General features: G+C 66.2%; 13 protein-coding genes and 1 pseudogene. 4 read left to right on the forward strand and 10 right to left on the reverse strand.

All coding sequences use genetic code 11. The features are described from left to right. Window positions 1-20: 20 nt before the first annotated feature. Complete coding sequence (locus A5733_RS06005) at window positions 21-1,277, reverse strand: ImmA/IrrE family metallo-endopeptidase (protein ID WP_076239467.1); 1,257 nt, start codon at window positions 1,275-1,277, stop codon at window positions 21-23. Between the two features lie 64 nt (window positions 1,278-1,341). Then, window positions 1,342-1,800 (reverse strand): hypothetical protein, encoded by a 459-nt coding sequence (locus A5733_RS06010; RefSeq protein WP_064964392.1) that lies wholly within the window; start codon window positions 1,798-1,800, stop codon window positions 1,342-1,344. A gap of 105 nt (window positions 1,801-1,905) precedes the next feature. Between A5733_RS06010 and A5733_RS28075 the strand changes: the two genes are divergently transcribed. Beyond that, window positions 1,906-2,037, forward strand: coding sequence for a hypothetical protein (locus A5733_RS28075; protein WP_255376478.1), 132 nt, complete (start codon window positions 1,906-1,908; stop codon window positions 2,035-2,037). A gap of 176 nt (window positions 2,038-2,213) precedes the next feature. Continuing rightward, window positions 2,214-2,972, forward strand: a pseudogene (locus A5733_RS06015) (ornithine decarboxylase); the annotation flags it as partial. On the opposite strand, the gene A5733_RS06020 reads toward A5733_RS06015, so the two are convergent. After that, window positions 2,942-3,589 carry a UdgX family uracil-DNA binding protein gene (locus A5733_RS06020; RefSeq protein ID WP_076239470.1) on the reverse strand — a complete coding sequence of 216 codons (648 nt, stop codon included), beginning with the start codon at window positions 3,587-3,589 and terminating at the stop codon, window positions 2,942-2,944. The pseudogene A5733_RS06015 and the gene A5733_RS06020 overlap by 31 nt on opposite strands. 71 nt (window positions 3,590-3,660) lie before the next feature. Here A5733_RS06020 and A5733_RS06025 point away from each other — a divergent pair, with 71 nt between their 5' ends. Both A5733_RS06025 and A5733_RS06030 read left to right on the forward strand, forming a co-directional pair. Next, window positions 3,661-4,686 carry an alpha/beta hydrolase gene (locus tag A5733_RS06025; RefSeq protein ID WP_067768012.1) on the forward strand — a complete coding sequence of 342 codons (1,026 nt, stop codon included), beginning with the start codon at window positions 3,661-3,663 and terminating at the stop codon, window positions 4,684-4,686. A gap of 50 nt (window positions 4,687-4,736) precedes the next feature. Next, window positions 4,737-6,833 carry a catalase gene (locus A5733_RS06030; RefSeq protein ID WP_067768095.1) on the forward strand — a complete coding sequence of 699 codons (2,097 nt, stop codon included), beginning with the start codon at window positions 4,737-4,739 and terminating at the stop codon, window positions 6,831-6,833. A gap of 18 nt (window positions 6,834-6,851) precedes the next feature. Here A5733_RS06030 and A5733_RS06035 read toward each other — a convergent pair whose 3' ends face one another. The 7 genes from A5733_RS06035 to A5733_RS06065 all read right to left on the reverse strand — a co-directional run. Beyond that, entirely contained in the window at window positions 6,852-7,619 is a 768-nt protein-coding gene (locus tag A5733_RS06035) for a GntR family transcriptional regulator (RefSeq protein WP_067768014.1), read from the reverse strand. Between the two features lie 50 nt (window positions 7,620-7,669). Then, complete coding sequence (gene fabG / locus A5733_RS06040) at window positions 7,670-8,449, reverse strand: 3-oxoacyl-ACP reductase FabG (RefSeq protein ID WP_067768016.1); 780 nt, start codon at window positions 8,447-8,449, stop codon at window positions 7,670-7,672. Window positions 8,450-8,468: 19 nt separating this feature from the next. Then, on the reverse strand, window positions 8,469-9,476 hold the full coding sequence (locus A5733_RS06045) for a phosphotransferase enzyme family protein (RefSeq protein WP_067768018.1): 1,008 nt from the start codon (window positions 9,474-9,476) through the stop codon (window positions 8,469-8,471). Between the two features lie 32 nt (window positions 9,477-9,508). Continuing rightward, window positions 9,509-10,171, reverse strand: coding sequence for a microcompartment protein (locus tag A5733_RS06050; protein ID WP_067768020.1), 663 nt, complete (start codon window positions 10,169-10,171; stop codon window positions 9,509-9,511). A 2-nt stretch (window positions 10,172-10,173) separates the two neighbouring features. Further along, entirely contained in the window at window positions 10,174-10,455 is a 282-nt protein-coding gene (locus tag A5733_RS06055) for a BMC domain-containing protein (RefSeq protein ID WP_067768022.1), read from the reverse strand. A 12-nt stretch (window positions 10,456-10,467) separates the two neighbouring features. Next, window positions 10,468-10,719 (reverse strand): EutN/CcmL family microcompartment protein, encoded by a 252-nt coding sequence (locus tag A5733_RS06060; protein WP_067768024.1) that lies wholly within the window; start codon window positions 10,717-10,719, stop codon window positions 10,468-10,470. Further along, on the reverse strand, window positions 10,713-11,153 hold a 441-nt coding region (locus tag A5733_RS06065; protein WP_233152634.1), incomplete at its 5' end, for a hypothetical protein. The genes A5733_RS06060 and A5733_RS06065, both read right to left, overlap by 7 nt.

Consider the following 11,153-nt stretch of genomic DNA (forward strand, 5'->3'; position numbering starts at 1 on the left):
TCAGTAGCACCCCATCATATTCACGATGGCCTGCCGTTGCGGAAATCGTCCAACCGGATCACCTGGGAGCCACCGGCAGCGGGTGGGGCCGGGGTGCGGCCATGGCCGACACTGGCCGCGACCGGCCTATGCTCGGCCGCCGGCGCCGGTCGCTGCGTGGCCAAAAACCAATCCAGCACATCAGCGGGATAGATCATCGATTCCCGGGCGCTCAGCATCCGCACCGACGCGCCGCCGTAACAGCGCTCCACCCACTTGCGCAGCAGCCGCGGCCGCTCCGGGACGCGGTCGGCCCACCCCGGTTCCGTCATACCCCACGTATGCCCGGTGGCCGGGTTGATCCGCGAATGCAGCTGGGTGGTCAACATTTTCGCCCGGTCCGGCGCGATCAGCCCCGAATCCCGCAGATGCATGATCAACGACCCCAACGACAGGCCCCACTTGTCTTTGAGCGGACGCAGATTCAACAGCGACAACACCCGCGGCAACTCACCGGCGATAACCCCTGCCGGGGCCAACAACTCGGTCGCGAACCGGTTGGCCTCCAACTCATCGGCGGCACTGACCGAGCAATAGGCGTGACTGTGCAACACCAAATGACCGAGCTCATGGGCGACCGTGAACCGGGTCCGCTCCCACGAGTCGCTATCCCGTAGCACCAACAATGGGCGGTCCCGCAACCGGCCCACCCAACTGGAATACCCCAAATGCCGCTCATCACGAGAGCGCCCACCGGTCGCGGCGAACTCGCTTTCCCAATCACCGGCGACCCGGCGCCGGACAATCACCGGAGCGCCCAGCCGCTCGGCCTCATACATCAAATCATCAAGCGGCTCATCGTGTTCCAGGCCCATCGCCTCACGCAGACGCGCCGCGGCCACCGGAATCGAACTGTGCGCCAACTCATCCGGACTGACCGTCGGAACCTTCACCGGAGGCAGCTTCGATCGGCCGTCGAGCTCACCGAGGAAATCGCCAGCCAACGACGCGAACGTCGCCAAAAACTCCTGCTCACCCACCGTCATCGACTTCGGCGCCCGAAACAACAACTCGTTCGCGCTGATCCGTGTCTGCGGCTCCGAGCTGAAAAACGCTGCAGGAAACCGGAACAACCCCGCCATCCGTGCAACATCGCCGTCGTTGAGCCGCACCGTCGGCGACTTCTCAATCTGGGACTGTCGCGACGTACTCCAGCCTGTGGCCGCCACCACCGACCGCGCCGTCATCCGCCTCAACAACCGGGCCTGCCGGACCCGTGCACCAAAAACCTCAATCATCGTGCGCTCAATTCAACGTCACCGGGTTGGGAAACCCACATGCACCCAACACTGTGCACGACGGCTACGACGATTTCGGCGGACCGCCCTCCTCGTCCTGCTCGCTCGCAGCGTCCTCGTCGACGTCGACGAAGTCGTCGTCGCGGCGCCGAGTCCCCAACGACCCATCCCGACCGACCTCGCCGAGACCAACGTTGAACGAGCGGTCCTCCATGATCGGCGGGGGCAACGGCGTCCGGCCGTACAAAACCTCCACATTGTCGAGCAGCAGCCCCGCCGCCAGCACCGCACCACCGAAAAACCCGCGACCGTCCGGCCACCACAACAGATATTCCCGATACGCCTGGGGCTCGGCGATACCCTCCTGCCCGCCGATCGGGTGACCCAACACCTCCTCGATGCTGTACTGCTCCCCACCCGGCACAAACGGCACAGTGTCGATCAGCTGACCAGTCCGCCGGTTTCGCGGATGCTTGCGCACATAAATCCGTGAGCCCTTCTCGTCGACAAGAAGAACCCCCATCCCGTTGCCCGCCTTGACTTTTAGAGTCGAGTTGGGAGTCTGCCGCCGCAACCGCGACATCAGAAACGTTTCCAAAACCGAGCACGACACCGTGATCGGTCGGACATGGCTGCCCTGATCGATAAAACGATCCGGGACTTCCGGATGTCGCGCAGCCAGATCGCCGTGCGCCTCGCCCAAAACCTGGGCGTGCTGGCGAACGAGTTCCTCCACGAGCCGCTGAGGATCGTCGTGTAGCTCCATGGGGTAAACATTTACCCCGGTTTCCCACACTCCACGTCGCGCCACGCCGCCGGCAGTCGGCGAAATTTTGGCTGCCCATGGCCTAATAGGTTACATGTGTGCGCAGGTTAAATAGCAGTTCAACACACCTTTATGACCACATTTGAGAGTTTAACCCCTGATAACTTCCGGGATCGGTCTTTCACCTGCAGGGCGATCTGGTGGACCAGAACCGCCTGTCGGCGTGCGCCGATCTGCTCATGACAACGAGTCCGAATGTGCTGGTGTACTCCGCGATTGACGGCTGGCGCCGGCACATGGTGCAGCATGGCCACGAATTGATGGGCGCGGCACTGGAATTGGCGAACGAGACCCGTCGTGAGATCGAGGACATCGACGGCATCGAGGTGCTCGACAAGGAGTTGCTGGGCAAAGAGGCCTCGCACGATCTGGACCGGTTGCAGGTACTGATCGACGTGTCGGGCACGGGCACGTCGGGCTACCAGGCGGCGGACTGGTTACGCGAGTACTGCCAGCTCGACATGGGAATGACCGACCATCGGCGGATCCTGGCCACCATGTCCCTGGCCGACGGAGCCGATACCACCGGTCGGCTGGTCGAGGCTCTCAAGCTGTGGCGCAAGGCCGCCCACGATTTCGACCCGCCGGCCCGGGTGGACCTGCCCTCGCCCGACGAACTCCAACTCGAGACGGTCATCGCGCCGCGCGACGCGTTCTTCGCCGAGGTCGAGGACGTCCCGGTGGACAAGGCGGCAGGCCGCATCTCCGCCGAACAGATCACCCCGTATCCGCCGGGTATCCCCGCCGTGGTCCCCGGCGAGCGGATCAACCAGCCGGTACTGGATTATCTGCGGACCGGGCTCACCGCAGGGATGAATCTGCCCGACCCGGCGGATCCTCAGCTGCGTACGGTTCGGGTGGTCGCGTAGGCGGTCCGGAGATCGGCCACCAGGCCGTCGAACGCCTCGTCGCGAGTATCTGACGGTCCGCGCAGCACCGCCGACGGGTGGATCGTCGCCACCAGGGCCGGATCGCCCTCCGATACCAGTCCGGTCACGTGCAGGATCTCACCCCGATGACGCGTCAGCCGGAAGTCGTTGCCCAACAACGACTTGGCCGCGGTGGCGCCGAGGAGGACGACGGCATCCGGTGATACCGCGTCCAATTCGGCCAGCAGCCACGGCCGACATGCCACCACCTCGGTGCGGCTCGGCGTTTTGTGGATACGTCTCTTGCCGCGCTCGTTGGTGGTGAACTTGAAGTGCTTGACGGCGTTGGTCAGATAGAGCTGCGCGCGGTCGATCTCGGCGGCGGCAAGGGCATTGTCCAGAACACGCCCGGCCGGGCCGACAAACGGTTCACCGGCACGGTCTTCACGGTCGCCGGGTTGCTCACCGATCAAGACCACCCGGGCGTTCGACGGGCCGGCGCCGAACACGGTCTGGGTGGCGTCGCGGAACAGCGGACAGCCCTCACAGTGCCGAGCCGCCTGAGCGAGTTCGGCGAGATCATCTGTAGCAGGTACGAATTCCTCGGCACCACTCATGCCGACGGGATACCCCGCGGGGCGTTTCACCAAGCCTTTTACGGGTATTCGGTCGTTCCTTACAACAGGAGATGGTGCACATGACCGGGGAACAGGGCGCGGGCAAGCGGGTGCTTCACCGCAGCCGAAGCCTGGAGGCGAGGGCGCTGGGCGCCGGCTGTCGCGTGGCTGTGAAGAATGCCGTCCGCGCGTGGGCGTTACAGCCGAATCTGGCCTGGCCATTGGGCTCGATCGACCGGATCATCGGCCTGGTCCCGGGCCGGTTGACCGCGTCGGTGCGCCCGGTGTCGTTGCCGGGCTGCCCCGCCGAAGTGGTCCGGGCACGAGGTGCATCGACCCGCAACGCGATCCTGTACCTGCACGGCGGCGCCTTCCTCACCTGTGGGCTCAACACGCATCGCGCGCTGGCGGCCCGGCTGTCTGCGGCCGCCGACGCGATGGTGCTCAACGTCGGCTACCGGATGCTGCCGACCTGCGGGCTCACCGACGCCGTCGATGACGCGCTGTCGGGGTTGGCCTGGTTGGAGCGCAGTGGATACGACCCGAAACGCGTGGTGATCGCCGGTGATTCGGCCGGCGGCTATCTGGCGTTCGCCGCGATGCTCACATCACTGGCCCGCGGCGTGGTTCCGGCAGCGGGGCTGGTCGCCCTGTCACCGTTGATCGATCTCGATCCGGCGCGAAAGCTGGCTCACCACAACATCGGTCGCTGCTCGATGTTCACCGGGCCGGCCTTGTCGGCGTTCGCCCGGCTGTTACGAAAGAGCCAGTGCGAGGGAAAGCTGATCGATCCCACCACGGCCGATCTGTCGGGCATGCCGCCGGTGATGATCCACGTCAGCGAGGACGAATCGCTTCTGGTGGACTCGGAGTTGGTGGCCGAACGGCTTGCCGACGCTGACACCCCGTGCGAACTGCATGTCTGGCGGGGACAGATACACGACTTCCCGCTGGCGGCCGAGATCCTGCCCGAGGGGCGGCGGGCGATCCGCTATGTGGGCGACTTCGTCAAGGGCGTCACGTCGGGGGCCGCGGCGCCGGCAACTGGGCGTTTGCGTGCCGGTCGCCTCGGGTACCCGGCGGCAGACGCCAGTTGACCTGGCGTGCCCGGAACGTGCCGGGACTTCGTGTGCAATGAGGAGGCGTGGTGGCCGACAAGCCAGACCCCAAGCATGAGCAGCTCGATCAGTTCCGCTTCACGCGGGCCGAGGGATACCTGACCACCCAGCAGGGTGTGCGTGTCGACGACACCGATGACGCGCTGACCGTCGGTGAGCGTGGGCCGACCCTTCTTGAGGATTTCCATGCCCGGGAGAAGATCACCCACTTCGACCATGAGCGGATACCCGAGCGTGTCGTGCATGCCCGCGGCGCCGGGGCGTACGGCTATTTCGAGCCGTATGACGATTCGCTGAGCGAATACACCGCGGCCAAGTTCCTGACCAGTCCGGGCACCCGCACCCCGGTCTTCGTGCGGTTCTCGACGGTGGCCGGCTCACGTGGCTCGGCCGACACCGTGCGCGACGTACGTGGCTTCGCCACCAAGTTCTACACCGAGCAGGGCAATTACGATTTGGTCGGCAACAACTTCCCGGTGTTCTTCATCCAGGACGGCATCAAGTTCCCCGACTTCGTCCACGCCGTGAAACCCGAGCCGCACAACGAGATTCCGCAAGCGCAGTCCGCGCACGACACCCTGTGGGATTTCGTCGGTCTGCAGCCGGAGACGCTGCACACGATCATGTGGCTGATGTCGGACCGCGCCCTGCCGCGCAGCTACCGGATGATGCAGGGCTTCGGCGTGCACACGTTCCGCTTCGTCAACGCCGCGGGTGAGGGCACGTTCGTGAAGTTCCACTGGAAGCCCAAGTTGGGTGTGCATTCACTGATCTGGGACGAATGCCAGAAGGTGGCCGGCGCCGACCCCGACTTCAACCGCCGCGACCTGTGGGAGGCAATCGAATCCGGGCAGTATCCCGAGTGGGAACTGGGAGTCCAGCTGGTGCCCGAGTCCGACGAGTTCAACTTCCCGTTCGACCTGCTCGACGCCACCAAGATCATCCCCGAGGAGACGGTCCCGGTGCGGCCGGTGGGCAAGATGGTGCTCAACCGCAACCCGGACAACTTCTTCGCCGAGACCGAGCAGGTGGCCTTCCACACCGCCAACCTGGTTCCCGGCATCGATTTCACGAACGATCCGCTGCTGCAGTTCCGCAACTTCTCCTACCTGGACACACAGCTGATCCGGTTGGGCGGACCGAACTTCGCCCACCTCCCGGTCAACCGGCCGATCGCCGAGGTGCACACCAACCAGCACGACGGCTACTCCCAGCACCGGATTCCCCAGGGCAAGACCAGCTACTTCAAGAACACCCTCGGCGGTGGCTGCCCGGCGCTGGCCGATGAAGATGTGTTCCGGCACTACACCCAGCGCATCGAGGGGCAGGCCATGCGCAAGCGGGCCGAGACCTTCAAAGACCATTACAGCCAGGCCCGGGTGTTCTGGAAGAGCATGACCGCGGTGGAGGCCAAGCACATCGTGGCGGCCTTCGGCTTCGAACTCGGAAAGGTCAACGCCGAGACGGGGATTCGAGAACGTGTGGTCGATCAGCTCAACTTGATCGACAACGCCTTGGCCGCCCAGGTGGCTGCCAAGCTCGGTCTGCCCGCCCCGGCGGCCGTCCCGATCGAACGAGACGAACCGGCGTCCCCGGCGCTGTCCCAGCTCAACACCGCCACCGACAGCATCGAATCCCGCAAGATCGCCCTGCTCGCGGCCGACGGTGTCGATGCCGACACCGCAGAGCAATTCAAGAGGGCGATGACCGAACGTGGCGCGATCGTCGAGGTGCTCGCGCCCAGCGGCGGCGGCACGCTGCGGGGCGCCTCGGGCGGCGAGCTCAAGGTGGACAAGGGCATGACGACCATGGCGTCGGTCCTCTATGACGCCGTCGCGGTGGCCGGCGGGGCCGAATCGGTCCAAAGCCTCGTGCAAGACGGCTACGCCGTGCATTTCGTCACCGAGGCATACAAACACCTCAAGGCCGTGCTGGCTCTCGGAGAGGGCGGCGAAATGTTGCGCGCCGCAGGCGTCGTCGCAACGCTGCCCGACAAGGTGAGCTCGGTAGGCGGCGTGATCACCGCGCCGAGTGGCAATCTACCGGCGGAGTTCGTCGAGGCCGCGGCGGCGGTCATGGCCCAACACCGGGTCTGGGACCGTGATACCGACGCGGTGCCGGCCTGACGGGTACGCCGAAGCGGGTCAGCCGGCCTGACGCTGCAGGGTGACCGAGGCGGTGTTGGCATCGGCGTGGGTGGCGATACCGCTACCTTTGGCCGTCACCGCCAACGCCGTACGGTCCCCGCGGAACAGGTCGCGGGAGAACTCGCACGGGGTGCCGTTCTGGTCGTAGGTGATCCGGGTGATCAGCAGCAGTGCCGCTTTGGGTTTGATGCCCAGCAGGGTGGCCTCGTTGCTGGTGGCGTTGACGGCTTCGATGCGTTCGTCGGCCCGGCCGGTGACCAGACCGTAACGGGATTCCAGGATCTCGTAGAGCGATCCGCCGAGTTGTTGGTCGAGCAGTCCGGGGAACGCGTCGGCGGGGAACTGGGCGTGCTCCAACGAGATCGGGAAGCCGTCGGCCAGCCGCACCCGCTGGATCTCGATGACGTAGTCGCCCGGGCCGAGCCGCAGCGCGGCCCGGGTGGCGTCGTCGGGCGTGGTGATGCGCGTCGAAAGCACGCGGGTACCCGCGACGTAACCCTGGTTGGCCAGGAACGCGGGTACTCCGACCACGTCCGACAGCTGACGCTCCACCTGGCCGTGGCTGATGAAGATGCCGCCGGCCCGGCCGATCACCCGGTGCACCAGCCCGGCTTCCTCCAACGCAGCCAACACCTGGCGCAGGCTGGAGCGGCTGGTGCCGTACTGCTCGGCCAGGTCGCGTTCACTGCCCAGTTTGGTGCCGGGGGTGCCGGCGTTGATGTCGGCGACGATGCGCCTGCGCAGCTCCTCGCTGTGAAGTGCCACCCCGGCCCCCTTAACCGTGTATTGGTACAGCCAATTCTATCCGGGCCGGACTACAGTTCGGCGATCGCCATGTGCGATTCGGGCAGAATCTGTCCGCCGTCCACGACCAGCGACTGTCCGGTGATGTAGGCAGCTTCGTCGGTGGCGAAGAACAGTGCCGCGTTGCCGATGTCGGCGACCGATCCGAGCCGGCCCGAGGGCACCGCCGAGGTCATCTGGTCGAGGTAGTCCTGGCCCATGCCGTCCAGCCCCTCGGTGACGATGTTGCCGGGCAACACGGCGTTGACCGTGATCTTCTTGGGCGCCAGTTCCATTGCGGCGGTGCGCAGGAAGCCCAACTGGGCGGCCTTGGACGCGCCGTAGTGCGACCAGCCGGGGTAACCGGTGATCGGCCCGGTGATCGACGACGTGATGACGACGCGACCGTGCCCGCTTGCCGTCAGCGCCTCAAGGGCGGCCTGCACGATGTAGACGGTGCCTTTGAAGTTCACCGCCAGCACCTGTTCGATGTCGTCGGGGGTGAGCTCCTCGAGACGCCCGGACGGAAAGATGCCGGCGTTGGCGCAGACGATGTCGAGTCCGCCGTGTCGTTTGACCGCCTCGTCGACCACCTGAATAGCGGCCTCGGGGCTGGTCACGTCGGCGCGAAGACCGCTCACCCGGCCCGGGGCGCCAGAGAGCGCGGTGACCGTCTTGTCGAGGTCGTCCTGGTTGCGGCCCGTGATCAGGACATCCACGCCGGCGTTGGCGAAGGTTTCGGCGATGCCGCGGCCGATGCCCTTGCTGCCGCCGGTGACGATGGCCGAACGGCCCTGAAGCGATGTGAACATGGGTGGGGTCCTTTGGAAGTCAGGTCAGGGAATGGCCGTTGGAACGCAGGTAGCGCTCGGCCAGTTCGCAGCTGCCGGCGGCGTAGCTGATCGCCTTGGTAGCCGATTCCTTGGAGTGGCTGTGGCTGCCCATCCAGGCCAGCAACAGCAGCCGGCGCAGCAGTACGAACGAGGCCAGCATGTCCTCGTCCGAGGCGGGCAGGTCGCGGCGGGTGCGGTAACCGCTCACCCAGGCGTCCTGCCAGTCCGGCAGCGCGGGGTCGTCTTCGATGAACGACACCGCCGTGCCGAAATCGTAGAAGTACCAGCCGAATCCACAGTCGTCGAAGTCGATGACGGTGATCTGCGGACCGGACGAGCCTGCGTCGGGATTGACGAGCAGGTTCGCCAGCCGAAGATCGGCGTGGATCAGGCCGTAGACGTCGGGGCCGGTGCCGTAGGCCCCGAGCCGCTCATGGAGCAGCTTCTGGGCCCGCTCCAACACCTGCCGCTCGGCCCCGCCGACCCCCGAGGCGTCGTGCCAACGCCCCCAGCGCGGTGTCGCGCCCAGGCTGTGGTCCCAGTCCCAGGCGAAGCGGCCGAAACCGGCTGGGCGCTGCCACCGCTGCGAATGGTCGTGCAGGGAGGCGGTGATACGGCCCAGGGTGTGGAAATCGTCGAGGGTCAAGGACCCTTCGTCGGGCTCGGCTCCAGCCACCATGCCGAAGTGCACGACATGGCGGGGCACCCCGGCGGTCTCCTCACCGGTGACGGTCACCAGCCGCCGGCCATCACGCGTCGGCAGCACCGCGGGCACCGTGACGTCGCTGTCGGTCCGCAATGCCTGCAGCCAATCCAGTTCCGACTCGATCTCGTGGGGCCGGTGATAGTCCTGCCGATGCACCCGCAGGATCGATTGGGTGCCGGCATCTTCGACGAGATAGGTGGCATTCTCGGACAGGTTGAGCAGTCGCAGCGTCGCGTCGGCTCCGATGTCGTACTGGCGCAGCGCCAGTCGGGCGACATCGATCTCGTCGGTGATAACCATCAGTACCGTCTCTTCTTCACGCTGGCGACCATCTAGTGGTCGCGTCCCTCAATACCATCCAACACCGTCGTGATCCGGTCCCGGGCCACGGTCACATCGGCGGTGCTGCCGCCGATGTACAGCCTGCCCGCGGCGCCGATCATCTGCACGTCGACGACGGTGAGCCCGGGGGCCGCCCGCTCCGCCTCGTTGGCCGCGACCGCGGCGAACAACGCCGGGGTCATCTCGTAGACCAACAGCGACTGGCCAGGCAGGATCATCGAGGCCTGCCGGTTGCGGTTGAGGATCACCGCGTGCTGATCGGTGATGTTCTCGATGATGTCGTGGTAGAGCACCCGCGGCCGCAGTTGATCGGAGGCCTTGTTTCCGGTGCCGGCCAGGATCGCCTCGCCGGCCCGCTTGACGTCCTCCAGATCGGCCGAGTGGATCTCCAGCACGCCGAATTGTCGCTCCACATACAGGATTCCGGGCTGGATGCCGGGCACCTCACGCAGGGCCAGGTCGATCACCCGCTCGATGGCCAGAGCGGGGGACACCTCGACGATCAGGGCGTGTTCGCCCTCGTACGGCGGGTATCCCCGCGCCCGGGTCGGTGTTCCGAGGTACGCGGCGAACTGGCGCTGCAGGTCCTCCACCAACAGGTAGACGCGGATCTGGGTGTGAATCCGCGTGCTGTCCTCAGCTGTGGTCGGCATGGCTACTTGCTGGCGACCGCGAAGTGCGCGCCCAACTCACCGTGCGGGCGGGGGATGACGTGCACGCTGACCAGTTCACCGACCTGCGAGGCGGTCTCGGCGCCGGCCTCGGTGGCGGCCTTGACGGCACCGACCTCACCGGTGACGATCACGGCGACCAGTCCGTCGCCGACCTGCTGACGGTCGGTGATGGTGACGTTGGCAGCCTTCACCATGGCGTCGGCGGCGGCCAGCGCAGCGACGTAGCCCTTGGTCTCGATCAGTCCGATTGCGTTGCTGGACATGGGTTTTTCTCCTTATTTGTTGGGATTGGAATCGATGGAACCGATGATGAGGGCGTCGACCGGGGGCGGGGTGCCGGTGAACCAGTTCGCGGCCACCGAGCCCTGGGCGATCAGGACGCGTTCGCCGACGCCGGTGCCGAGTACGTCGAACGCGATCATCCGGGAGGTGCCCCCGTCGACCTCTACCTCGAGGAACGCGCCGGCCGGGATGCCGTCGATCCGACGGGTGGACCACACGTTGCCGGTGACAGTCGCTGCTAGCACTTTCGCTCCTTCTCAATCGTGATCCCCAAAGTGCGCGCCTTCTCGCGAGCCAGTGGGGTGAGCACCGCCTTGCGGCCGAGCACCAAGGTGCCGCCGGCCAGATCGGCGATCTGCCGTTCGGTCACCGCACCCGCCTCGATGCGATGCACGGTGCCGCGACCGCCGGCCGACGCCGTACCGGCCAACCGGAAGCTGAGCCGCCCGGCCTTGAGGTCAGCGCGGGTCTTCGGGCTTTCGAAGAGCCGCAACAACTTCCGGACAAAGCTGTCCAGGTCCTTGTCATTGGTCAGCTGCACGGTCTCGGTGCGGTTCTTGCCGTCGGCGGCGCGGGGACCGGTGGGGTCCAGGCCCATCTGCTCGGCGGCCAGCTCCTCGGCATGGGCGCGAGCTTGCCCCTTGGGCACGACGCGGTTGGCCAGACCGATCGCCTGGGC

The organism is Mycobacterium sp. NS-7484 (genome assembly GCF_001953975.1).
GTDB lineage: Bacteria > Actinomycetota > Actinomycetes > Mycobacteriales > Mycobacteriaceae > Mycobacterium.

Coding starts and splice junctions, on each gene's coding strand:
- A5733_RS06005 (WP_076239467.1), bottom strand. CDS start 1,277: ATGATTGAGGTTTTTGGTGCACGGGTCCGGCAGGCCCGGTTGTTGAGG.
- A5733_RS06010 (WP_064964392.1), bottom strand. CDS start 1,800: ATGGGGGTTCTTCTTGTCGACGAGAAGGGCTCACGGATTTATGTGCGC.
- A5733_RS28075 (WP_255376478.1), top strand. CDS start 1,906: ATGGCTGCCCTGATCGATAAAACGATCCGGGACTTCCGGATGTCGCGC.
- A5733_RS06020 (WP_076239470.1), bottom strand. CDS start 3,589: ATGAGTGGTGCCGAGGAATTCGTACCTGCTACAGATGATCTCGCCGAA.
- A5733_RS06025 (WP_067768012.1), top strand. CDS start 3,661: ATGGTGCACATGACCGGGGAACAGGGCGCGGGCAAGCGGGTGCTTCAC.
- fabG (WP_067768016.1), bottom strand. CDS start 8,449: ATGTTCACATCGCTTCAGGGCCGTTCGGCCATCGTCACCGGCGGCAGC.
- A5733_RS06045 (WP_067768018.1), bottom strand. CDS start 9,476: ATGGTTATCACCGACGAGATCGATGTCGCCCGACTGGCGCTGCGCCAG.
- A5733_RS06050 (WP_067768020.1), bottom strand. CDS start 10,171: ATGCCGACCACAGCTGAGGACAGCACGCGGATTCACACCCAGATCCGC.
- A5733_RS06055 (WP_067768022.1), bottom strand. CDS start 10,455: ATGTCCAGCAACGCAATCGGACTGATCGAGACCAAGGGCTACGTCGCT.